The sequence below is a fragment of the Sphingomonas sp. SDUR79 genome (assembly GCF_056821745.1).
Genome location: NZ_JBPDIN010000001.1, coordinates 1,180,056 through 1,201,297, shown reverse-complemented (window position 1 = coordinate 1,201,297; position 21,242 = coordinate 1,180,056). Strand labels below are relative to the sequence as shown.

Below are 21,242 nucleotides of genomic sequence, written 5' to 3'. Positions count from 1 at the left end.
CGGGCCGGAGCCGATTTTCCAACCCGACTTGCCCGCGCGCAATCATATGGCTAACGCGACCGCTCGATGAGCTTCGTCGAACCCTTTCTCAGCCCGGTCATCCTGTTCTTCCTGCTCGGTACACTCGCCGCGCTGGCACGATCCGATCTCGCTATCCCCGAATCGATTGCCAAAGCCATGTCGCTGTACCTGATGGCAGCAATCGGATTGAAGGGCGGAGTGAGCGTCGCCGCCCATGGCTTTGAAGCCGGGCTGATCTGGGCGGCGCTGGCGGCACTGGCGCTCAGCTTCTTCCTCCCGCTCCCCGCCTTTGCGCTGTTACGCAGGGTCGGCCAGCTCGATGCCACCAATGCCGGGGCAGTCGCCGCCCATTATGGATCGGTCAGTGTCGTCACCTATGTCACCGCCAGCGAAATGCTGCGGATCGCCGGCACGCCCCCGGCCGGCTATATGGTCGCGGCACTGGCGCTGATGGAAACCCCTGCGATCGTCACCGGCCTCTTGCTTGCCCGGCGCGGGATGGGCGACGCAACGGCAAAACGGGGCAGCGACGGTTTGTGGCATGAAGTGCTGCTCAACGGCGCGGTCGTGCTGCTGATCGGCAGCTTTGTGATCGGCATGATCGCCGGGCCGGATCGCTTCGCCCCGGTCGCGCCCGTCTTCGAAGGTGGCTTTCGCGGCATTTTGTGCCTGTTCCTGCTCGATATGGGGTTGATCGCGGTGCGGCGGTTGCGGGACGCGCGGGCGTTGACGCTGCGCCTCGCTGCGATCGCGATCGTTCTGCCGGTGGTCAACGGGGTCGTCGGAGTCGCCATCGGCAGCGCCATCGGACTGGATGTGGGATCGGCGGCGGCGCTGGGCGTGCTGGCGGCCAGCGCCTCCTATATCGCCGTGCCTGCGGCGATGCGGTTGGCGCTGCCCGCCGCCGATCCGGGCTTGTACCTTGCCATGTCGCTCGGCATCACCTTTCCCTTCAACGTGGTGATCGGCATTCCGGCGATCGCCGCCCTGGCTCGGACGATGGCAGCATGACCGAAACCGTTGAGCGCGTGCGGGTCGAAATTCTGGTCGATCAGCCCTTGCTGCGGCGCGTGGAGCAGGTGGCAGCGGATGCGGGGATATCCGGCTATACCTTGCTCCCCTTGCTCGGTGGGCGCGGCGCATCCGGCCCATGGCGCGACGATCAGTTAAGCGGCGCACAGGCAAAAATTCTTTTTCTGACCATCACTTCCCGAACTCGCGCCGACCGGCTAACCGACGCGCTCGCCGACCTGCTCGACAGCCATGGGCTGTTGCTGGCGATCAGCCGGGTCGAAGTCATCAGAGGCGCGAAATTCACGTGACCGAGTCCCCGCTTACCGAACTAATTGCCGGTTATCACCGCTTTCGCACCACCGGCTGGCGCCACCAGCGCGACCGCTGGACCGAACTGTCCGAAGGGCAAAGCCCGCGCGTGATGGTGATCGCCTGTTCGGACAGCCGGGTCGAGCCGGCGCAGATTTTCGATACCTCCCCGGGCGAAATCTTCGTCGTGCGCAATGTCGCCAATCTGGTGCCGCCGTTCGAGAATGACGGCGGCCGCCATGGCGTCTCCGCCGCAGTCGAGTTCGCCGTAACCAAGCTCGAGGTCGAAGAGATCGTGGTGATGGGCCACGGCATGTGCGGCGGTGCCCATGCCGCGCTGACCGAAATGTTTCAGGACAGCCCGCCGGGTGATGGCGGCTTTGTCCACGCCTGGGTCAGCCTGCTCGACGACGCGCGCGAACGCGTGCGGGCCAAGTTCGGCGATGGTCCACAGGCGTCGCGTGAAATGGAACTGGAAACCGTCCGCACCTCGATCGCCAACCTGCGCACCTTCCCGTTCATTCCCAACCGCGAGGCAACGGGCAAGCTGACGATCCATGGCGCTTACTTCGCGATCAGCGATGGCGTTCTGCACCTGATGGATGAACAGGGTTCCTTTTCACCGGCCTGAACGGAACATCCCCGCGCGTCCGTCCATGGGAAGCGCGAGGAGAAAAGCGATGAGGCCCAGCCGCAACGACCATGCCGGCATCGGCCATGCCCGCAGCGACACGGCCCACGCCCCCGACCCGGTCAACGCACCCGATCCGCGCCGAACTGCCCGATCGGCGCGGCAGAGCGGACTGTCCCCGTCTGCCCGCATCCGCCTATGAGTTGCGCATGTGCAGCGTAGGCGCATGGGTAAGCGGGAGTATCGGAATGACGGCACAGCGTTTGCTGATCGAAGGGCGCGTTCAGCGCGTCGGCTATCGCGACTGGGCGGTGCGCACCGCGCGCCAGTTGGGCGTGACGGGCTGGGTCCGCAATCTGCAGGATGGGCGGGTCGAGATCCTGGCGGACGGTGAAGACGTCGCGCTCGACACCTTTGTCGATCGCTGTCGCGAGGGGCCGAATATGGCGCATGTCGAGCGTGTCGACGCACATCCCGCCGAACTCGGCAATGTGAAGGGCTTTACCAAGCGGTTCACCGCCTGATCTGCGGCAGGTCAGTCTTCGACAAGCTTCATCAGCCGCCGCTCGACCGGGGCGAGCACCGGGCCAAGCTCGTGGCCGCGCTTCAACACCGCACCCGATTCGTTGACCAGCGCCCACATCCCCTGGCGGTTGCGCAGCGCTGGGCGTTTCTCGACCCGGAACTCAGGCCGCTCGGCGGTGCGACGAAAGGCGGCAAACACCGCCGCGTCACGGCCGAGGTCGATGGCATAGTCTTTCCAATGGCCCGCCGCGACCATCCGTCCATATAGGTCCAGGATCCGCATCAGCTCAGCCCGGTCGAACCCTACCTGGCTCGGTGCGCCGCGCGCGGGAAATGGTGTGATGTTTGCGCTCACGCCCGGTCGCGCTGCTCCGGCCGTCCCTCGGCGGCCCGCTCAGCAAGCAGGTCGTCGAGCCGCTTGCGCATCGTTTCCAGCTCGCACCGCATCAATTCCAGCTTCTGTGTCGCCGGATCGTACAGCTCGCTGCACGGCGTTCCATAGGGAACGAAATCCTTCTTCCATGCCTCCGCCTCGACCAGAGTCGGCTTGGCCGGGATGCCGACCATGACGGCGCCTTCCGGCACATCCTTGGTCACCACCGCATTGGCACCGACCCGCGCGCGCGAACCGACCGTGATCGGCCCCAGCACTTGAGCGCCGGACCCGATGATGACGCCATCCGCCAACGTCGGGTGGCGCTTTCCCGCAACCCCGTTGTCTGGGCTGGTGCCGCCGAGCGTTACGCACTGATAGATGGTGACATTGTCGCCAATCTCGGCCGTCTCCCCGATCACGACAAAGCCATGGTCGATGAAGAAATTACGCCCGATCTTCGCGCCTGGATGAATGTCGATCGCGGTCAGCCAGCGTGAGAGATGGTTCACAGCGCGCGCCAGGAAAAACAAACGCGCCCGGAACAGCCGATGGGCAACGCGGTGCCAGAACAGCGCCCACACGCCGGGATAGAGCAGGATTTCGGCGCGGCTGCGCGGCGCCGGATCGCGGGCGCGAATGGAATCGAGATAGGCTGCGACGCCACCGAACATGATCATGCCCCTTTTCTTACAGCGCCTATTTAGGGATGTGATTTCGGCAATTCCAGCATGGCAAGGATTTCGCTTGTCGTGCCTAAACACGATGTATCTTGTGGGGATTGCCGCCACCCGGCAAATCAAGCGGCCGATCGAGAGCAGGTGCGTGCATGTTTGAAGGTTTCGATGTCCAGGCCCTGCTCCCCTTCATCGCAGTCGGCTTTGCCGCGCAGATCGTCGATGGCGCGCTCGGCATGGCGTTCGGGGTGATTTCCAGCACCCTGCTGGTCAGCGTCCTCGGCGTGCCCCCCGCGACCGCTTCAGCCGGCGTCCATCTCGCCGAGTGCTTTACGACCGGCGTGTCCGGCATCAGCCACGCGATCCACAAAAATGTGAAGTGGAAGCTGTTCTTCCGCCTGCTGATTCCTGGCGTGATCGGCGGCGTAGCCGGCGCCTATCTGCTCAGTACGCTCGATGCGTCGGTCACGCGGCCTTATGTGATGGCCTATCTCGCGCTGATCGGTGTCTATTTGCTGTGGCGCGGCATCAGCTTTCCGACCAGGCATCATCGCGAGCCGAAGATCGTCGAGCCGCTCGGCCTCGCCGGTGGTTTCCTCGACGCAGCGGGCGGCGGCGGCTGGGGACCGGTCGTCACCAGCAATCTGCTGATCCAGGGAACCCAGCCGCGCTATACGATCGGCACGGTCAACAGCGTCGAGTTTTTCCTGACCCTGTCGGTGTCGATTACCTTCATCTTTCACTTGGGTTTCTCGGCATTTACCGAGGCAGTAGTCGGCCTGTTGATCGGCGGGGTGATTGCAGCACCGTTCGGCGCAATCCTCGCCAAGCGTATCCCGACCAAGACCCTGTTGATCCTAGTCGGCGTCGTTCTGACCCTGACCAGCAGCTACAGCGTCTATCGCGCAATCGCCTGACAATCGATAAGTTCAGGGCGATTGAGTGATTTGATCGATCACCGCTAGCGACACTTCCAATTTGGATGTGCGGCAACGCACCCTATATGCCGCATTGCACAAGCTGCACTGCACCATCCAAAGGAGAACAAAAATGGCGCTCATCGGAAGCGAGCTGAAGCCGTTCACGGCAACCGCATTCAAGGAAGGCAAGTTCGTCGAGGTTACCGACGCGGACGTGCGCGGCAAGTGGGCGGTGTTCTTCTTCTACCCCGCCGACTTCACCTTCGTCTGCCCGACCGAACTGGAAGACCTGGCCGACATCTACCCGACCCTGCAGAAGATGGGCGTCGAGGTCTATTCGGTGTCGACCGACACGCATTTCAGCCACAAGGCATGGCACGACACCTCGCCTGCGATCGGCAAGATCAGCTATTACATGCTGGGCGACCAGAACCATAATCTCTCGAAGAACTTCGATGTTCTGCGTGAGGGCCAGGGCCTTGCAGACCGTGGTACCTTCGTGATCGATCCGGAAGGTGTGATCCAGCTGGTCGAGATCACCAGCGAGGGCGTCGGCCGCAACGCGACCGAACTCCTCCGCAAGATCAAGGCGGCGCAGTATATCGCGGCGCATCCGGGCGAAGTCTGCCCGGCGAAGTGGGAAGAGGGCGAAACCACCCTCGCCCCGTCGCTCGACCTCGTCGGCAAGATCTAAGCCACGCGGTTTTTCGTACCCGCCCCTCCCCCAGTTTGGCGGGTGCGAACACGGCCCGGGGCAGTCCTCACCGATGCCCCGGGCCGTTTTGATTTCAGTTCAAGGAGTTTCCCCGATGCTCGACGCGCACCTCAAGCAGCAGCTGGAAGGCTATCTCGTCCATATCCGTGAAGCGATCGAACTCGTCGCGAGCCTTGGCGACGATGCGAAGTCGCGCGAGCTCGAAGGCCTCCTCACCGAAATCGCCGGCCTGTCGGGCAAGATCACGCTGATCCGCAAGGATGACGACAAGCGCACCCCCAGCTTCATGATCCGCCGTGCGGGCACCGATATCGGCGTGCGCTTCGCCGGCATCCCGATGGGGCATGAATTCACCAGCCTCGTCCTCGCCCTGCTTCAGGTCGGCGGCCACCCGTCCAAGGCCGCGCAGGACGTGATCGAAGCGGTCAAGGGCCTCGACGGCGACCTCCACTTCGAAACCTATTTCTCGCTCAGCTGCCAGAATTGCCCAGACGTGGTTCAGGCGCTCAACCTGATGGCGGTCCTCAACCCCCGGATCAGCCACGTCGCGATCGACGGCGCGCTGTTCAAGGAAGAAGTCGATGCACGCCAGGTGCTCGCCGTTCCCACCGTCTATCTCAACGGCGAGCTGTTCGGATCGGGCCGGATGGAGCTGGAGCAGATCGTCGCCAAGCTCGACAGCGGCGCAGAGGCCAAGGCTGCCGAAAAGCTCGCCGCCAAGGAGCCGTTCGACGTCCTGATCGTCGGCGGTGGCCCGGCAGGCGCGGCGTCGGCGATCTACACCGCGCGCAAGGGGCTGCGCGTCGGCATCGCGGCCGAGCGCTTCGGCGGCCAGGTGCTCGACACGATGGGCATCGAGAATTTCATCTCGGTCCCCTACACCGAAGGCCCCAAGCTCGCCGCCCAGCTCGAAGGTCACGTCAAAGAGAATGGCGTCGACATCATGAACCTGCAGCGCGCCGAAAAGCTGATCCCGGCCGTGCGCGAAGGCGGATTGCATGAGGTCGTGCTGGCCAATGGTGCCAGCCTGAAGGCCAAGACCGTCATCCTGTCCACCGGTGCCCGCTGGCGCCAGATGGGCGTCCCCGGCGAGGACGAATATCGCAACAAGGGCGTCGCCTATTGCCCGCACTGCGACGGCCCGCTGTTCAAGGGCAAGCGCGTTGCGGTGATCGGCGGTGGCAATTCGGGCGTCGAGGCAGCGATCGACCTGGCCGGCATCGTCGGCCATGTCACGCTGATCGAATATGACAGCCAGCTACGCGCCGACGCGGTGCTTCAGCGCAAGCTCGGCAGCCTGCCGAACGTCCAGGTGATCACCTCGGCGATGACGACGCGGGTGAACGGCGCGGACAAGGTGACTGGCCTGACCTACAAGGATCGCAACACCGGCGTCGAGCACGACATCGCGCTCGAAGGCATCTTCGTGCAGATCGGTCTGGTCCCCAACACCGAATGGCTCAAGGACAGCGTCGCGCTCACCCCGCGCGGTGAGATCGAGATCGACGCGCGCGGCGAGACCAGCCAGCCGGGCATCTTCGCCGCCGGTGACGCCACCACCGTTCCGTACAAGCAGATCGTGATCGCGATGGGCGCAGGCTCGACCGCCGCCTTGTCGGCCTTCGACTATCTCATCCGGCTCCCCGCCGAAGAGATCGAGGCCGCTGCAGCCTGAACCCGGATGGCACCACCCCTGCAAGATGCGGGGGTGGTGTTATCGCGCTTGCTCACGCCGCCCGCGCATAGCGGCCCGGCGGCTGCCCGACGTGGCGACTGAACGCGGTGCTGAAAGTGCTCGCCGATCCATAGCCGACCCGTTCGGCGACCTCGGTCAGCGCGAATTGCCTCGCCTTCAGCAAATCCTTGGCCACCGCCATCCGCCAGGCGAGCAGATACTCCATCGGCGGCACACCGACCGCACGCACGAACCGGTCGAAAAAGGCCGAGCGTGACATGCCTGCCTCGCCGGCGAGTTGCGCCATCGTCCAGGCGCGTGCGGGATCACCATGCATCGCGCGCATTGCGACAGCGATCCGCCGGTCGCCCAGTCCGCGCAACAAGCCGGGCGGCGCGTGATCGCCCTGGATCGCACGCAGCGCCGCGACCAACAGAATCTCGACCAGCCGCTCGACCACCAGATCGCACCCCGGCTGTTGCGCCTGCGCCTCCTCCCCCAGCATCGTCACCAGCGTTGTGAGCCGCGTCGCACCGCGCAGGTGGATCAGCGCCGGGAGCAATGAAAGCAGCAGGGCGGTGTCGGCGATCTCGAATGCGAAATATCCACCCAGCAGCCGCACATCGGGCTCGGTATCCGGGTCGCCGTGGCGCAGTTCATCGACCTGAGGCGCGGCCGCCGCTTCATGGGGATCATGGTAGATCGGGATCACCGGTTCGAATCCCGAGAGCACGAAACCGGGCGTCGCGGGCATCAGAATGAAATCACCGGTCTCGAGCGTCACCGGATCGTGACCGTCTACCGCGAGCCGACAGCGCCCCTCGATCACCGTGCAAAAGCTTGGCGCACCATAGGCGCCATAGCGCACGCCCCAACGCCCCGCGCCGCTGACGCGCTTGGAAAAGACGGTGCGGGGCCTGAGCAACGCGATGATTTCGGACAGAGGATCGACCATATCAGGACTATCGCAAATGAATTATGGATTATCAATCGTAGAACGTCCGGTTCATTCTGAGGCATCTGGGGAATGCCAACAGCAAGGAAATTCCCATGAAGACCATCCTGATCACCGGTGCCTCGTCAGGCTACGGACTCGAAACCGCCCGTCATTTCCACGCGCGCGGATGGCGGGTCATCGCCACGATGCGCACGCCACGACTCGACATCCTCCCGCATTGCGAGCGCATCCGTATCCTTGGCCTTGACGTCACCCGCCCCGAAAGCATCGCGGCGGCGATCGAGGCGGCGGGTCCGATCGACGCGCTCGTGAACAATGCCGGCATCGGGGCGATCGGCGTGCTTGAGACGATGCCCGTCCAAAGGATGCGCACGATCTTCGAAACCAACACCTTCGGCGTGATGGCGATGACCCAGGCCGTGATCCCCGGTTTCCGGGCGCAGCGATCGGGCGTGGTGGTCAACGTCACATCGAGTGCGGTGCTGACGCCGATGCCGCTGGTTTCGGTGTACACCGCCAGCAAGGCCGCGATCGAAGGTTTCACCGGCGCATTGGCGCACGAACTGGCCGCGTTCGGGATTCGGGCGAAGCTGGTTCAGCCTGGCTATGGCCCGACGACGCGATTCATCCAAAATTCCGGGACCCGGATCGAGGACGCGATCCCGGAGCCGTATATGGCCTTCGCCGCGCCAATCCTGACCGCTTTCGCCACACCCGCGCTGTTCACGACCGAGGCCGATGTTGCCGACGGTGTGTGGCGCGCAGTCCATGACGAAACCGGCCAGCTCAGCTTTCCGGCTGGTCCTGACGCCGTGGCGCTGGCGCGCGCGCGGTGAGGCGGGCGGCGGCGGTGCAAATGTATCCTGCGCCGCCGCAACGCCCTGGTATCATCGCACTGATCACTTATATGCACGCCATCAATCGATTGGATCGATCATGGCGCAGACCTACCTCCCTACGCTCAAGCAGCTGCAATATCTTGTCGCGCTCAAGGATCACGGCCATTTCGGTCGCGCGGCGGAGGCGTGCTTCGTCACCCAATCGACCCTGTCGGCCGGCCTGCGTGAGCTCGAAACGCTGATCGGCGTCGTTCTGGTCGAGCGCACTCGTCGCGTTGTCCGCTTCACCCCGCTGGGCGAGCGAATCGTCGACAAGGCGCGCCGCGTGTTGCGTGAGGCGGATGAGCTTGCCGACCTCGCCCGCGCCGCGGGACGGCCCCTTTCGGGCGAAATGCGGATGAGCGTCATTCCGACCATCGCCCCGTTCCTGCTGCCGCGCATCCTGCCCCGGCTCCGGCGCGACTATCCCGACCTCAAACTGTTCCTGCGCGAAGAACCCAGCGGTGCTGCATGCGAAAGCCTGCACACCGGTCGCACCGATTGCGTGTTGCTCGCCCTTCCCTATGCCTGTGGCGACGTCGAAACGGCGCCGCTGTTTGATGACCGGCTGTTCGTCGCCTTCCCCGAGGGCGAATATGAACCCGATCACGCCAGTGTGACCGCGAGCGAGATCGACGAGACCCGCCTGCTGCTGCTGGAGGACGGACACTGCCTCAAGGATCACGCGCTCGCCGCGTGCAACCGCCCGGAACTGCGCGCTGAAGCGACGATGCTCGGCACCTCGCTGCACACGATGGTGCAGATGGTCGATAACGGCCTTGGCGTGACGATGCTGCCGGAAATGGCGATCGATGCCGGCATTCTCGACCACACCCACATCACGGCCCGCCCGCTCCAGGCAGAAAACCCGTCACGCCGCATTGCCCTGGTCTGGCGCAAGGCTAGCCCGCGCGAACGCGATTTCCGGCTGTTGGCAGAGGTGCTGGCGCAGTCGGCACCGCCCAGGGCCTAACCAGTCCAGCGTTTCGCTGCCGCTCGGTCGCTTTCCCGCGCGTCGACCCAGCGAACCGCATCGCCGCGATACTCCCGCTTCCAGAACGGCGCGTCGGTCTTCAACCGGTCGATCAGGAACGCGCATGCCTCCAGCGCCGCCGCACGATGCGCCGCCGCAGTCGCCACCAGCACGATCCGCTCGCCCGGCTCCATCGGCCCCACGCGATGCACGATCACCGCCGAAACAAGGCCCCAACGCACCATTGCCTGCTCGGCAAGGTTGCACAGCACCGCTTCGGTCATTCCCGGATAATGTTCGAGTTCCAGGCTGGTGACGCCGTCATCGCCCCGCACGACGCCGATGAAACTGGCGATGCCGCCCGCGCCGGTTTCTTCGATGCCCGCCAGTTCGATTCCGACATCGATCGGCGCGGTGTCGACCGAGACGCGGATCATCCGCCGGTTACCGGCGGAAAGATCGCGACCTCGCGCGCGGTGCCGAGTTCGCTGTCCAGAGCCACGAATCGCTGATCCACCGCAGCGCGCAGCCGTGTCATATCGGCAAAGGCCCGCATATGCGCGTCGCTACACCCGCGCAGCCAGTCGATCAGGTCGGCAACGGTCCGCACAGCCTCGGGCGGCCGCACCTCTTCCTCGCCCACCCCGATCGTCTCGCGAACCCAGGCGAAGTAGAGCATCCGCATCAGCTGTCCATGTGCCGCAGGCCGACGCGCAGATAGTCCCATCCGGTGATCAGCGTCAGCGCCGCCGCCGCCCATAGCATCGCCAGGCTCGTGTTATGCACCCAGCCCCATCCCGGCAGCGCCCCGGCAAGGATCAGCCCGCCGAGCGACGTCAGCTGCAACGCGGTCTTCCATTTTGCCAGCGCCGATACCGGCACCGACACCTGAATCCCGCCCAGAAACTCGCGCAGCCCCGACACCGCGATCTCCCGCAACAGAATCACCAGCGCGGCGATCATGTGGATGCCGGGAATCACTTCCTTCGCGCACAGGATCAGGATCACCGCCGCCACCATGATCTTGTCCGCGATCGGATCGAGGAACACGCCAAGCTTCGACACCGTCCCGCGCGACCGCGCGAGATAACCGTCGAAATAATCGGTGATCCCCATCAGGCAGTAGGTTGCAAAGCCTAGCGCGTAGCCCGCCTGCCATTGCGGCCACCACAGGAAGAAGACCAGCAGCGGTACGGTCACGATTCGCGATAGCGTCAGGACGTTGGGCAGCGTCAGCATCCTTTGCCTCTAGCACTGCAACGCGCCGTGATCATCCCCTCTCGGCAACACGATATCCGGTTGCCGCACCCCGTGCCGCCCGGCTATGCGTGCGCCAGTTTTGACGGACGAAGGCCCGCCACGCATATGAACAACGCGCTCGGACTGCTCAAAGAGCGCCGGTTTCTCCCCCTTTTCGTCACGCAGTTCCTGGGGGCGTTCAACGACAATCTGTTCAAGACCGCGATGGTGCTGTTCGCCACCTATCAGGTGCTGAACGACCCGGAGACGGAGTTCGTCTTCAACGCGCTTGCCACGGGTGCGGCGCTGCTCCCCTTCGTGTTGCTGTCCGCTCTGTCCGGCCAGCTGGCGGACACTTATGACAAGGCGCAGATCATCCGGCTGGTTAAGACGGCCGAGATCGGGATCATGCTGTTCGGCGGCTGCGGCATCATCGTCGCGCATTTCGGCTATCCAATGGTCGGCGTCGGCATGATGCTCGGCGCGGTGCTGATGCTGGGCACCCACTCCACGTTTTTCGGCCCGATCAAATATGCGATCCTGCCCCAGCATCTGAAGGATGACGAGATCCTGGGCGGCACCGGGATGGTCGAAGCCGCGACTTATCTCTCGATCCTGCTTGGCACCGTGGTCGCTGGCTGGGTTACGATTGAGACTGCAGGCTGGATGACGCTGGTCGTCGCGGTGATTGGCTGGTTTACTGGCCGCATGGTGCCGCCCGCGCCGCGTCAGGGCGCGAAGCTCAAGCTCAATTTCAACCCTTTCACCGCGTCATGGCGGTTGATCGCCAACACCATGCACATTCCCCGGCTGTTCTGGGCGATCTGCGCGATCAGCTTCTTCTGGACCATGGGCGCGGTGCTGATCGTGATCTTCACGCCCCTTGCGAAGAATGTGCTGACCTCCACCAAGGAAGTCGCCAGCTTGATGATCGCGACCTTCTCGGTCGGCGTCGCAATCGGATCGGTGATCATCAACGCGATGCTGAAGGGCGAGATTTCGGCCAAATACTCGCCCATCTCGGTGATCGCGATGGCGGTCTTCATCGTCGCCTTCTCGTTCGAATCGCGCTTCTGGGTGCCCGCTGCGCCAGGTCAGCTCTACGACATGGCCGGTTTCATGGCGATGCCCCAGGCGTGGCTGGTGCTCGCTACCTTGATGGCGATCGCGATTGCCGGCGGCATGTTCGTGGTACCGCTCTACGCCTTCCTCACGACGACCGTGACCAAGGATCAGACCGCGCGCACGGTCGCGGCCAACAACATCGTCAACGCATTCGGGATGGTGCTGGGCGCGCTGCTGGTCATCGCGATCACCGCACTCGGAGTCGGACCGGCGGATCAGCTGCTGTTCGTCGCCGGCATGGCGTTCATCTCGGCCTGGATCGCCCAGAGGCTCCACCGCGCCTGCGATTAGGCGCGGCGCGCGGGGCGTTCAGAAGATGAACGTGTAGATGCACACGAAGAAGGCGGTGAAGCTCATCGCGAACAGCTTGAGGTCGCCGTCATCCTCCTTGCGGCGCACCTGCGCGCGCACGTGAGGGAGGTTGGCCCGAAAGGGGTGGCTGCGGCTGGTGCCGGTCAGGATGAGTTCGCGTCGCATGGCGGCAAGTTAACGCGCCGTTTACGATTTCGACCATCCCTCAATGATCGTTAACGCCTGTATCGATGCGGGACGGGCAACCGGCCTATTCAAGAAACAGGTCGGGGATGTTCAGGCGACAGTTCGATCGCTCACGGCGCGCCTTGAGCGTACCGTAGCGAACGATCAGGCCCCCAAAAACATTGCCATACTCCTCGCTGCTCGTGTCACATCCGCCCCAAGGGCACTGACCTGCCATGCCGATCGCCGTCATCGTGCAGGCCGCCGATCCTTCGACGGTAGTAGCGTCTCGCATACAACTGGCATGAAATGATGTGGTCACTGGATATCGGCTCTTCAGCCACCGCCAGCTATAGTTGATGTCAGCCTGCTCCTGATCAAACGCAGCACAATTTTGGGCATAGGCGATCGGAGCCATCAATATCGCCGAAAACGCGCAAGCCAGCATAGCGGTTTTGAACATCTAGCCCTCCCCGAAGACTTGGTGACCAAAGGCTAGCTTAACTTGGCAGGACCACGAACCCCGATTACCTCCAACTTGATCCTATTGCTGCCCAAACCGGGGGCAAAATGTGAGATCTCGACCCGCAACCTCACCACGAACGACAAAAAAGGCCGGCAGCGCGATGCGCTCCGGCCTTTTATCTTCAAGGGGATGGTGGAGCCGAGGGGGATCGAACCCCTGACCTCTGCAATGCCATTGCAGCGCTCTCCCAGCTGAGCTACGGCCCCATCCGTTCCGGGAAGGCGATGGCCTTTAGCAGCCATCGCGCGGTGTGCAACCGCTTTTTTCCCGGGTTTCAGGTTTCTTCGTCGGTGTCGCCAGTATCGACGCCCAGATCGTCGTCACCGCCCAGATCGACGTCATCGTCGGGCGAACCCTCGGCGTCCTCGTCGATGTCCAGATCCTCGTCACCCAGATCGGCGTCGTCCTTCTTCACCTTCTCGATGTCGACCTTGGCCGCTTCGAACGGCAGCGGCTGCTTGGACTTCAGGATCGGCTCGGGCTCCCAGGCATAGCCGCAGCTGATGCACGTAACCGGCTCATCCTTGGTCAGATCGTAAAAGCGCGTCGCGCATTTCGGGCAGCTCCGCTTCGTGCCCCATTCCGGCTTCACCATGTGGCGTTCCATGCCTTTTTGTTCAAAATTACTGAGATGACGGGAAACTAGTCCCCGTTGAAGTGGCGCGCGCCTTGCCATAGCGCAAGCCCCCTGTCAAAGCCGCCGCCAATGAGCGCACATTCTCCCCTTCCCCTCACCATTTCCGCCCGCGGCCCGTTGCGCGGCAACGTAACCGTTCCCGGCGACAAGTCGATCAGCCACCGCTCGCTGATGTTTGCCGGCCTTGCGGTCGGCGAAAGCCGCATCGAGGGGCTGCTGGAGGGCGAGGACGTGCTTGCCACGGCGGCCGCGATGCGCGCCATGGGCGCGCAGATCGAACGCGACGCAAACGGCGTGTGGCACGTCGCCGGCGTCGGCGTCGGCGGGCTGCTCCAGCCGCAGACGGCGCTGGAGATGGGTAATTCCGGCACCTCGACCCGTCTGCTGATGGGCTTGATCGCCAGCCACCCGATCACCGCGACCTTCACCGGCGACGCGTCGCTGTCAAAGCGCCCGATGGGCCGCGTGATCGATCCCTTGTCGGCGATGGGAGCGGATTTCACTGCCAGCCCCGGCGGCCGCCTGCCGCTCACGATGCGGGGCCTCTGCCCGGCCGTGCCGATCGACTACACCCTCCCGGTCGCCTCGGCGCAGGTCAAGTCGGCGGTGCTTCTTGCCGGCCTCAACACGCCGGGCATTACCCGCGTGGTCGAGCCTGTGCCCACCCGCGACCATAGCGAACGGATGCTGCGTGGCTTCGGCGCAGAGCTGAGCGTCGAGGAAACGCCACAGGGCCGGGTCATTTCAATCCGCGGTGAGGCGGAACTGAAGCCACAGCAGATCGCGGTCCCCGGCGACCCCTCCTCAGCCGCCTTCTGGATGGTCGCAGCCTCGATCGTGCCGGGATCCGACATCGTCATCGCCAATGTCGGGCTCAACCCGACCCGCACCGGCATCATCACCGCACTCAGGATGATGGGTGCCGACATCACCGAGCTCAACGCACGCGAAGTGGGTGGCGAACCCGTGGCCGACCTCCAGGTCCGCCACGCGCCGCTGACGGCGATCGAGGTTCCGCCCGATCTGGCCCCGAGCATGATCGACGAATATCCCGTATTGTTCGTCGCCGCCGCCTTTGCCAGCGGCCTCACCGTCGCGCGCGGCGCGGAGGAACTGCGAGTCAAGGAATCGGATCGAATCGCGGCAATGGTCGCGGCGCTCGAACCCAATGGCGTTCAACTCGAAGAGTTTGAGGACGGCCTTACCATCCACGGCAATGGCGGCGAGCTGCTCCCCGGCGGCGCACAGATCGCCTCGAAACTCGATCACCGTATCGCGATGAGCATGGCCGTGGCTGGCCTGCGCGCGCGCGACGCGGTTACGATCGACGATGCCAGCCCGGTCGCGACCAGCTACCCGGGCTTTTTCTCCACCCTCGACCGACTGACCGACCACCAGCCATGATCATTGCCGTCGACGGCCCCGCTGCATCCGGTAAAGGCACCATCGCCCGCGCCCTTGCACGCCATTACGCGCTCCCGCATCTCGACACGGGCCTGCTCTATCGCGCCGTCGCGGCCACCGTGCTGCGCGACGAGCTCGATCCGGCGCAGGAGGCCGATGCGGTTGCCGCGACCAGCTTCGACGATTTGCTGCTCGCCGACGAATGGCTGCGCACCGACGAAGTCGGACAAGCGGCGTCGGTCGTCTCGGCGCATCCGCTGGTGCGCTCGGCCCTGCTCCAGCGACAGAAGCGCTTCGCCGCCCAACCGGCTGGCGCGATCCTCGACGGGCGCGACATCGGCACGGTGATTGCGCCCGACGCCGACGCCAAATTATTCGTCAAGGCGACCCCGATGATCCGCGCCCGCCGCCGCCATGCCGAGCTGCGCAAGGGTGGATCGTCAGTCAGTCTCGACCGCGTGCTTGCCGATATCCGCGCCCGCGACGAACGCGACAGCAAGCGGACCGAGGCACCGCTGGTTGCGGCGGCCGACGCGACGGTGCTCGACACCAGCTTCCTCTCGATCGAGGCTGCGGTGCAAAAGGCGATCCAGCTGGTCGACGCGCAACTGGCCCAGAGGGCCGCCGCGCGCTGAATCTATTGCGCGGGTGGCTGTTCCGCCCGCGCGCGCATCGCAGCCAGCATCTGGATCTGGATCAGCGCCCCCTGAACATCCGTGCGGTAGCTCGCGCCGTCCGGGGTCAGCCGCAACGCGCGCCTGAGCCACGGGATTGCCGCTTCGGGCTGTCCGGCCCGTGCCAGCGCCATGCCGTAGAAAAAGGCAGGGCCAGGATGTTTGGGGGCAAGCGTAACGCCGCGACGAAAGGCCAGGCCCGCCGCCGGCGACATCGTCCCCTGATCCGCCTCGACCAGGGTCATGCCCAGCCACGTCCATAGCGCCGGCGCCTGCGGCGTCTGGCGCACGGCACCCAGCATCAAATGTGCCGCCGTATCGGCCTTGCCCGACCGGATCAGCGCATCGGCGGGGTAGAATGCATAATCGAGCGCGGTGAACTGCCCAAACATCGCGGACCGCAGCTCACGCATCTTTGTGGCACCGACTGCATCGACCTCAACCGCGCGGCTTGCCGCAGCCGGCGCTCCCGAGAGGCCCGGTCGCGCCTGCAACGCATAGCCGGTCGCGCCGAGCATCAGCGCCGCCGCCCCAAAGCTCCACAAGGTCCGGGGTACCCCGAACAGCGCCAGCAGGCCGAACGCCACCGCGCCCACCAGCGCAAGCATCACCCATCCCATCAGCCGCGCCTCCTGCGAAAACTGCCGCGCGCGATCCACAGGCCGAACGCCAGCAGCAATAACGGCGCCAGCCACAGCGGCGCGGTTGCCAGCGTCAGCGGCGGGTCGTAGCTCACATAGCTGCCATAGCGTTCGATCAGCCAGTCGCGGACCGCATCGGGCTTCTCCCCCGCCGCGATCTTCTGGCGCACGATGCGGCGCATGTCCGCCGCCATCGACACGTCGCTGTCCGCGATCGACTGGCCCTGACAGACCAGGCAACGCAGCTCGAACATCAGTTCGGTCGCCGCTGCCTCCTGCCGCGCATCGGGCAGCTGGTTATAGCCGAGATCGACGGGCGCAGCCGCCCCCGCCAGCGCCATGGCGAGCAGCATGCTCATCGCACCGCCTCCAGCGCGGCGAGCAGCTTGGGCACGTCATCCTCACGGATGTCACCGATATGCTGCATCGCGATCCGGCCCTGCCCGTCGATCACGAAGGTCTCGGGCACGCCGGACGAGCCGATTCCGATCTGCACCGCGCGCTGGCGGTCGTCGCCGATCCGCGCATAGGGATCGCCATGCCGCGCCAGAAACGCCGTCACCGCCTCCGGCGTATCGGCGATGGCGACCGCGTCGATCTGCACGCCGGCGGCCTTGAGCTGCATCAGCTGCGGCGCTTCGGCAATGCACGGCACGCACCAGCTGGCGAAGACATTGAGCAGGCGCGGTTTGCCTGTGGCCAGGTCCGCGCGGCTCAATCCCGGCTTGCCCTGCACCATCGCGGGCAACGCGAATTCGGGCAGCGGCTTGCCGACCAGCGCCGACTTGACCACCGCCTCACCGGTCCCGCGCAGGCCATAGACCGCGACCGCAACCAGTGCTGCAAAGCCGATCAGGGGCAGCCATAATTTCCAGCGGCTCATTCCGCCTCCTCCCGCCGCCGCGCGTTGCGCCGCTCGCGAAACAGCCGCCCGAACAGTGATAGCGCCCCGCCCAGCGCGATCAGCCCGCCGCCGAACCAGATCAGGGTGACGAACGGCTTCCACCACATCCGCAGCTGCCAGCGACCCTGCGCATCTTGCTCACCCAGCACGGCATAGAGCTGCCCGTTCCAGCGGGTCTTGATCGCCGCCTCAGCCGTGTCGGTGGGGGGCGAGGAATAGAAACGGCGCTGCGGTCGCAACAGGACCACCGGACCATCGTCGCGGCGTGCCGTCACGCGCCCCTCGACTGCCGACCAATTGTCGCCGATGGCGGGGCCGACGCCGTCCAGCACCACGCGCCACGGCCCGACCTGATAGGGCTGGCCATAGACCGCCGCGACCAGCCGCTCTTTGGTGAACGCACTGTCTGCCGCCATTCCGGCCAGGCTCACCGCAACGCCGAAATGCGCGATCACCATGCCCCAGGTGAACAAGGGCGTGCGCAGCAGATTGCGCTTCCACAACGGCGCAAAGCTCGCCACCGTCAGACCCGCCGCAAGTCCCAGCGCCGCGATCTCCATCCATCCGGTGTCGGGTGCCAGCACGAAGGTCGCTGCCATGCCAAGCATCGCCGCCGCCACCGGGACGGTCAGTTTGGAAAGTAGCGCATTGGCATCGTCGCGCCGCCATTTGAGCAGCGGCCCTACCGCCATCGCAGCGACCAGCACCAACGCGATCGGCCCAGCGGTCTTGTTGAAGAACGGCGGCCCGACCGACAATTGCTCGCCCATCGCCTGCGCCAGGATCGGATACAGCGTCCCAATCAGCACGATGCCGAGGATCACGGTGAGGAGCAGGTTGTTGAGCACCAGCCCGCCCTCACGGCTCAACGGGTCGAAGCCCTGCCCCGCCCACACCGTCCCGGCGCGCAGCGCGAACAGCAGCAGCGCACCGCCGATATAGAGCGCGAGCAGGACGAGGATGAACGACCCGCGCGTCGGATCGACCGCAAATGCGTGCACGCTCGTCAAAATGCCCGATCGCACCAGGAAGGTGCCCAGCATCGACATCGAGAATGCGACCACCGCCAGCATCAGTGTCCAGGCGCGCAGCCCGTCGCGCGCCGCGAGGACATTGACCGAATGGAGCAGCGCCGTCGCCGCGAGCCATGGCATCAGCGATGCATTCTCGACCGGGTCCCAGAACCACCAGCCGCCCCAGCCCAGCTCATAATAGGCCCAATAGCTGCCCGCCGTGATGCCGATCGTGAGGAAAACCCATGCCGCCAGCACCCAAGGGCGCATCGCCCGCGCAAAGGCCGGGCCGACCACCCCGGTGACCATCGCACCGACCGCAAAGGAAAAGGCGACCGACAGTCCGACATAACCGAAATAAAGCGTCGGCGGATGAAAGGCGAGGCCGGGGTCCTGCAGCAACGGGTTCAGCCCCAGCCCATCCACCGCCGCCGGATCGAGCCGCGCGAACGGGTTCGATGCGATCAAAAGGAAGGCGTAGAAACCCAACGCAATCGCCGCCTGCGCGCCCAATGTCGCGGTCAGCGTCGCGCGGTCGAGCTGCCGCTCCAGCAATGCAATCGCCCCGCCCGACAGTGCCAGCACCGTGACCCACAGCAGCATCGAGCCTTCATGGTTCCCCCATGCCCCCGCGACCTTGTACAGCATCGGCTTGGCCGAATGGCTGTTCTGCGCGACCAGCAGCACCGACATGTCCGAATGGACGAACAGGGTGATCAGCAAAGCGAACGAGAGGGCAGCGAGCAGCCCCTGCACGATCGCCACCGGGCGCACCGCCGCGATCAGCTCACCGCCCGACGTCCGCGCCTGCATCCGCAGCCCCAGCCCCGCCGCGAGCAGCTGGAGCAGCGCAAGTGCAGCTGCAAACCACAGCGCCGCCAATCCGGCTTCGGCAATCATCGCGTCATATTCCCCGGCGGCGGCATCTTGTCGGCAATCTCGGGCGGCATGTAGCGCTCGTCATGCTTGGCGAGCAGATTGTCGGCGGTGAAGCTGCCATCCGCCTCGAACTTGCCTTCGGCGACGACGCCAGAATTTTCCTTGAACAGATCCGGCGCCACGCCGGTGAAGCGCACCGGCACCGTCCCGCCATTGTCGGCGACGATGAATGTGATGGTCACGCCATCCGCCAGCCTCTTGATGCTGCCCACCTGCACCATGCCGCCCAGCCGCACGGCCTTGCCCGGCTCGGGCGTCTTGGTCGCCAGATCGCTTGGCGTGTAGAAAAACGCCGCCTCGTCGCGCAGCGCCGACAGTGCCAGCCCGCTCGCCCCACCGATCGCGGCGAGCGCGAGCAGGCCGAGGATCAGCCGCTGGTGCTTCGCCTTCATCGCCGGTCCCTCAATGCGTCCGAAGCCGCCTCGGCCCTACGCATCGCGCGCCAGCTCAGCAGCGACAGCCCGCCGATCCCTGCGGTCACGGCCGCATAGGCGGCGATGATGAACGGCCAGTGGTTCATGCCGCCAGTCTCCGCATCCGCGCCTCGATCCGCTGCTCCGCCAGCACGGCACGCATCCGCATCAGCACGATCCCGCCGAACAGCAGCGAAAAGCCGGGCAATGTCAGCAACAGCGGCCACAGCATCGAATCGTCGATGGTCGATTTGGTCAGCGTCAGGCTCTGCCCCTGGTGCAGCGTGTTCCACCACACAACCGAATAGCGGATGATCGGCAACAACACCGTCCCGGCGATGCCAAACAGCGCCGGGATGCGCCCGTCCCCGCCCCGCTCACGGTCCGCCCGCTCCAGCGCGATCCATCCAAGGTAGATGAAAAACAGCAGCAGCATCGACGTCAGCCGTCCGTCCCATTGCCACCATGTGCCCCAGGTCGGCCGACCCCAGATCGATCCGGTGATCAGGCATAGTGCCGCGAACACCGCCCCCACCGGCGCTGTCGCCCGCGCGGCCAGTGCCGCCAGTGGATGCCGCCATACCAGATAGGCAAAGCATGCGATCGCCAGCGCGCTCCACCCGCCCATGCCCAGCCACGCGCTCGGCACATGGATGTACAGAATGCGGACGCTTTCCTTTTGCAGATAGTCCGGCGGCGTCTGCGTCAGCCCGCCCCAGGCACCGACAAGCGTCAGCAGCAGCCCGCTCCAGAACAGGATGGGCGTCAGCGGGCGCGCGATCTTCAGGAAGCGCGTGGGATTGGCGAGTGCGTGGATCACGGCGTTTGCCCGCTCTTAAGCGGAAACGCCGGCAAGCTCAAACCGATATGCGCAGCTTCAGCCGACCAGCGCCTCGAACTCGTCCTCGCTCAGCGGGATCTGGAACTCCAGCCCTGCCTCGAAGTCGTTCGACCACACTACGCGCGCCGCCCAATGGCCGACATGCGGCAGCGTCAGCCAAATCACCGAATCGCGACGAAGCTCCGAATAGGTCTCGATCTTTGCACCATGAGTGGACAGGTCGACCACCTTGCACAGCGCGCGATCAAGTCCCCCACGGCCGACCTTCGCGTCCAGTGACACCGGCGCACGCGGTGCGCGCCGACGGCCCAGCACTGCCGGTTCAAATTCTGCGGTGAAACTGCGCTTGCCGGTGAAAACCATAGACGCAACCTAGGTCGCGATGGCTAAAGCCGCGTTAACGGCTTGCCCGAACGCAAACGGCCCGCCCCGGGGTTCCGGGACGGGCCGTGCTATCGGGTTCAGCCGGGCACAAGGCCCGCGCCGCTCACTTCTTCGAAAGCGAGAGACCACCGAAACGCTTGTTGAAGCGCGCGACCTGACCGCCGCTGTCGAGCATCTGGCCGCGGCCACCGGTCCATGCCGGGTGCGCCAGCGGATCGATCTCGAGCTGCATCAGATCGCCTTCCTTGCCCCAGGTCGACCGCGTCTCATAGACGGTGCCGTCGGTCATCTGGACCTTGATCATGTGATAATCGGGGTGCGTATCGGGCTTCACGTGTCTGTTCCTTGAATTTGCG

At 65.0% G+C, this 21,242-nt stretch carries 31 protein-coding genes and 1 tRNA gene; 13 read left to right on the top strand and 19 right to left on the bottom strand.

Going from position 1 to position 21,242, the window contains the following annotated elements:
• Window positions 1-66 precede the first annotated feature (66 nt).
• From ACRYLO_RS05755 to ACRYLO_RS05735, 5 genes are read left to right on the top strand one after another with little or no spacing between them, the layout of a single operon-like run.
• Window positions 67-1,032, top strand: a complete 966-nt coding sequence (locus tag ACRYLO_RS05755; protein ID WP_482659289.1) for a sodium-dependent bicarbonate transport family permease — start codon at window positions 67-69, stop codon at window positions 1,030-1,032.
• Window positions 1,029-1,343 (top strand): P-II family nitrogen regulator, encoded by a 315-nt coding sequence (locus tag ACRYLO_RS05750; RefSeq protein ID WP_482659288.1) that lies wholly within the window; start codon window positions 1,029-1,031, stop codon window positions 1,341-1,343. Before ACRYLO_RS05755 ends, ACRYLO_RS05750 begins: the two co-directional genes overlap by 4 nt.
• Window positions 1,340-1,975 carry a carbonic anhydrase gene (locus ACRYLO_RS05745; RefSeq protein WP_482659287.1) on the top strand — a complete coding sequence of 212 codons (636 nt, stop codon included), beginning with the start codon at window positions 1,340-1,342 and terminating at the stop codon, window positions 1,973-1,975. Before ACRYLO_RS05750 ends, ACRYLO_RS05745 begins: the two co-directional genes overlap by 4 nt.
• A gap of 49 nt (window positions 1,976-2,024) precedes the next feature.
• Window positions 2,025-2,177 (top strand): hypothetical protein, encoded by a 153-nt coding sequence (locus ACRYLO_RS05740; protein WP_482659286.1) that lies wholly within the window; start codon window positions 2,025-2,027, stop codon window positions 2,175-2,177.
• 46 nt (window positions 2,178-2,223) lie between these two features.
• Window positions 2,224-2,499 carry an acylphosphatase gene (locus tag ACRYLO_RS05735; protein WP_294016731.1) on the top strand — a complete coding sequence of 92 codons (276 nt, stop codon included), beginning with the start codon at window positions 2,224-2,226 and terminating at the stop codon, window positions 2,497-2,499.
• Between the two features lie 11 nt (window positions 2,500-2,510).
• Here the strand turns inward: ACRYLO_RS05735 and ACRYLO_RS05730 are convergent, their stop codons facing one another.
• Together ACRYLO_RS05730 and epsC are read right to left on the bottom strand one after the other, a co-directional pair.
• Window positions 2,511-2,855, bottom strand: coding sequence for a DUF2794 domain-containing protein (locus ACRYLO_RS05730; RefSeq protein ID WP_374139471.1), 345 nt, complete (start codon window positions 2,853-2,855; stop codon window positions 2,511-2,513).
• Window positions 2,852-3,547, bottom strand: a complete 696-nt coding sequence (gene epsC, locus ACRYLO_RS05725; RefSeq protein ID WP_482661682.1) for a serine O-acetyltransferase EpsC — start codon at window positions 3,545-3,547, stop codon at window positions 2,852-2,854. Before epsC ends, ACRYLO_RS05730 begins: the two co-directional genes overlap by 4 nt.
• A gap of 155 nt (window positions 3,548-3,702) precedes the next feature.
• On the opposite strand from epsC, the gene ACRYLO_RS05720 reads away from it, so the two are divergent.
• The 3 genes from ACRYLO_RS05720 (at window position 3,703) to ahpF (ending at window position 6,860) form a co-directional block, all read left to right on the top strand.
• A complete protein-coding gene (locus ACRYLO_RS05720) occupies window positions 3,703-4,467 on the top strand; it encodes a sulfite exporter TauE/SafE family protein (protein ID WP_482659285.1) in 765 nt (254 codons plus the stop codon).
• Between the two features lie 133 nt (window positions 4,468-4,600).
• Window positions 4,601-5,164 carry an alkyl hydroperoxide reductase subunit C gene (gene ahpC, locus ACRYLO_RS05715; RefSeq protein WP_482659284.1) on the top strand — a complete coding sequence of 188 codons (564 nt, stop codon included), beginning with the start codon at window positions 4,601-4,603 and terminating at the stop codon, window positions 5,162-5,164.
• Window positions 5,165-5,279: 115 nt separating this feature from the next.
• Window positions 5,280-6,860: an alkyl hydroperoxide reductase subunit F gene (gene ahpF, locus ACRYLO_RS05710; protein ID WP_482659283.1), complete on the top strand. Its 1,581-nt coding sequence runs from the start codon at window positions 5,280-5,282 to the stop codon at window positions 6,858-6,860.
• Between the two features lie 52 nt (window positions 6,861-6,912).
• Here ahpF and ACRYLO_RS05705 read toward each other — a convergent pair whose 3' ends face one another.
• Window positions 6,913-7,815 carry an AraC family transcriptional regulator gene (locus tag ACRYLO_RS05705; protein ID WP_482659282.1) on the bottom strand — a complete coding sequence of 301 codons (903 nt, stop codon included), beginning with the start codon at window positions 7,813-7,815 and terminating at the stop codon, window positions 6,913-6,915.
• 95 nt (window positions 7,816-7,910) lie between these two features.
• Here ACRYLO_RS05705 and ACRYLO_RS05700 point away from each other — a divergent pair, with 95 nt between their 5' ends.
• Window positions 7,911-8,654 carry an SDR family oxidoreductase gene (locus tag ACRYLO_RS05700; protein ID WP_482659281.1) on the top strand — a complete coding sequence of 248 codons (744 nt, stop codon included), beginning with the start codon at window positions 7,911-7,913 and terminating at the stop codon, window positions 8,652-8,654.
• 100 nt (window positions 8,655-8,754) lie between these two features.
• Window positions 8,755-9,669: a hydrogen peroxide-inducible genes activator gene (locus ACRYLO_RS05695; RefSeq protein ID WP_482659280.1), complete on the top strand. Its 915-nt coding sequence runs from the start codon at window positions 8,755-8,757 to the stop codon at window positions 9,667-9,669.
• Here ACRYLO_RS05695 and ACRYLO_RS05690 read toward each other — a convergent pair.
• Genes ACRYLO_RS05690 through pgsA form a run of 3 tightly spaced genes read right to left on the bottom strand, consistent with a single transcriptional unit; the run spans window position 9,666 to window position 10,908 of the window.
• A complete protein-coding gene (locus ACRYLO_RS05690; protein ID WP_482659279.1) occupies window positions 9,666-10,106 on the bottom strand; it encodes a molybdenum cofactor biosynthesis protein MoaE in 441 nt (146 codons plus the stop codon). The genes ACRYLO_RS05695 and ACRYLO_RS05690 overlap by 4 nt on opposite strands.
• Window positions 10,103-10,354: a MoaD/ThiS family protein gene (locus ACRYLO_RS05685; RefSeq protein WP_482659278.1), complete on the bottom strand. Its 252-nt coding sequence runs from the start codon at window positions 10,352-10,354 to the stop codon at window positions 10,103-10,105. The genes ACRYLO_RS05690 and ACRYLO_RS05685 overlap by 4 nt, the downstream gene beginning before the upstream one ends.
• A complete protein-coding gene (pgsA, locus tag ACRYLO_RS05680; RefSeq protein ID WP_482659277.1) occupies window positions 10,354-10,908 on the bottom strand; it encodes a CDP-diacylglycerol--glycerol-3-phosphate 3-phosphatidyltransferase in 555 nt (184 codons plus the stop codon). Before pgsA ends, ACRYLO_RS05685 begins: the two co-directional genes overlap by 1 nt.
• 126 nt (window positions 10,909-11,034) lie before the next feature.
• On the opposite strand from pgsA, the gene ACRYLO_RS05675 reads away from it, so the two are divergent.
• Entirely contained in the window at window positions 11,035-12,324 is a 1,290-nt protein-coding gene (locus ACRYLO_RS05675; RefSeq protein ID WP_482659276.1) for an MFS transporter, read from the top strand.
• Window positions 12,325-12,342: 18 nt separating this feature from the next.
• Here the strand turns inward: ACRYLO_RS05675 and ACRYLO_RS05670 are convergent, their stop codons facing one another.
• From ACRYLO_RS05670 to ACRYLO_RS05655, 4 genes are all read right to left on the bottom strand, one after another.
• The gene (locus ACRYLO_RS05670) at window positions 12,343-12,510 is read right to left on the bottom strand and encodes a hypothetical protein (protein ID WP_294016750.1); all 168 of its coding nucleotides are present in this window, start codon (window positions 12,508-12,510) and stop codon (window positions 12,343-12,345) included.
• An 85-nt stretch (window positions 12,511-12,595) separates the two neighbouring features.
• Window positions 12,596-12,973 (bottom strand): hypothetical protein, encoded by a 378-nt coding sequence (locus ACRYLO_RS05665; protein WP_482659275.1) that lies wholly within the window; start codon window positions 12,971-12,973, stop codon window positions 12,596-12,598.
• Window positions 12,974-13,166: 193 nt separating this feature from the next.
• Window positions 13,167-13,242: transfer RNA gene (locus tag ACRYLO_RS05660), tRNA-Ala, on the bottom strand.
• 68 nt (window positions 13,243-13,310) lie between these two features.
• Entirely contained in the window at window positions 13,311-13,631 is a 321-nt protein-coding gene (locus ACRYLO_RS05655; RefSeq protein WP_482661681.1) for a TIGR02300 family protein, read from the bottom strand.
• Window positions 13,632-13,742: 111 nt separating this feature from the next.
• On the opposite strand from ACRYLO_RS05655, the gene aroA reads away from it, so the two are divergent.
• Both aroA and cmk read left to right on the top strand, forming a co-directional pair.
• Window positions 13,743-15,077 (top strand): 3-phosphoshikimate 1-carboxyvinyltransferase, encoded by a 1,335-nt coding sequence (aroA, locus tag ACRYLO_RS05650; RefSeq protein WP_482659274.1) that lies wholly within the window; start codon window positions 13,743-13,745, stop codon window positions 15,075-15,077.
• Window positions 15,074-15,712 (top strand): (d)CMP kinase, encoded by a 639-nt coding sequence (gene cmk / locus ACRYLO_RS05645; protein WP_482659273.1) that lies wholly within the window; start codon window positions 15,074-15,076, stop codon window positions 15,710-15,712. The genes aroA and cmk overlap by 4 nt, the downstream gene beginning before the upstream one ends.
• Before the next feature lie 2 nt (window positions 15,713-15,714).
• Here cmk and ACRYLO_RS05640 read toward each other — a convergent pair whose 3' ends face one another.
• The 9 genes from ACRYLO_RS05640 to rpmE all read right to left on the bottom strand — a co-directional run bounded on the left by ACRYLO_RS05640 (window position 15,715) and on the right by rpmE (window position 21,220).
• Complete coding sequence (locus ACRYLO_RS05640; RefSeq protein ID WP_482659272.1) at window positions 15,715-16,371, bottom strand: tetratricopeptide repeat protein; 657 nt, start codon at window positions 16,369-16,371, stop codon at window positions 15,715-15,717.
• The gene (locus tag ACRYLO_RS05635; protein WP_482659271.1) at window positions 16,371-16,751 is read right to left on the bottom strand and encodes a cytochrome c-type biogenesis protein; all 381 of its coding nucleotides are present in this window, start codon (window positions 16,749-16,751) and stop codon (window positions 16,371-16,373) included. The genes ACRYLO_RS05640 and ACRYLO_RS05635 overlap by 1 nt, the downstream gene beginning before the upstream one ends.
• Complete coding sequence (locus tag ACRYLO_RS05630) at window positions 16,748-17,275, bottom strand: DsbE family thiol:disulfide interchange protein (protein WP_482659270.1); 528 nt, start codon at window positions 17,273-17,275, stop codon at window positions 16,748-16,750. Before ACRYLO_RS05630 ends, ACRYLO_RS05635 begins: the two co-directional genes overlap by 4 nt.
• Entirely contained in the window at window positions 17,272-19,209 is a 1,938-nt protein-coding gene (locus tag ACRYLO_RS05625; RefSeq protein ID WP_482659269.1) for a heme lyase CcmF/NrfE family subunit, read from the bottom strand. Before ACRYLO_RS05625 ends, ACRYLO_RS05630 begins: the two co-directional genes overlap by 4 nt.
• Entirely contained in the window at window positions 19,206-19,640 is a 435-nt protein-coding gene (gene ccmE / locus ACRYLO_RS05620) for a cytochrome c maturation protein CcmE (RefSeq protein WP_482659268.1), read from the bottom strand. The genes ACRYLO_RS05625 and ccmE overlap by 4 nt, the downstream gene beginning before the upstream one ends.
• Window positions 19,637-19,768, bottom strand: a complete 132-nt coding sequence (ccmD, locus tag ACRYLO_RS05615) for a heme exporter protein CcmD (RefSeq protein ID WP_482659267.1) — start codon at window positions 19,766-19,768, stop codon at window positions 19,637-19,639. Before ccmD ends, ccmE begins: the two co-directional genes overlap by 4 nt.
• Window positions 19,765-20,481, bottom strand: a complete 717-nt coding sequence (gene ccmC, locus ACRYLO_RS05610) for a heme ABC transporter permease CcmC (protein WP_482659266.1) — start codon at window positions 20,479-20,481, stop codon at window positions 19,765-19,767. The genes ccmD and ccmC overlap by 4 nt, the downstream gene beginning before the upstream one ends.
• A gap of 57 nt (window positions 20,482-20,538) precedes the next feature.
• Complete coding sequence (locus tag ACRYLO_RS05605) at window positions 20,539-20,865, bottom strand: PilZ domain-containing protein (RefSeq protein ID WP_482659265.1); 327 nt, start codon at window positions 20,863-20,865, stop codon at window positions 20,539-20,541.
• Window positions 20,866-20,989: 124 nt separating this feature from the next.
• Complete coding sequence (rpmE, locus tag ACRYLO_RS05600) at window positions 20,990-21,220, bottom strand: 50S ribosomal protein L31 (RefSeq protein ID WP_066660932.1); 231 nt, start codon at window positions 21,218-21,220, stop codon at window positions 20,990-20,992.
• Between the last annotated feature and the right edge of the window lie 22 nt (window positions 21,221-21,242).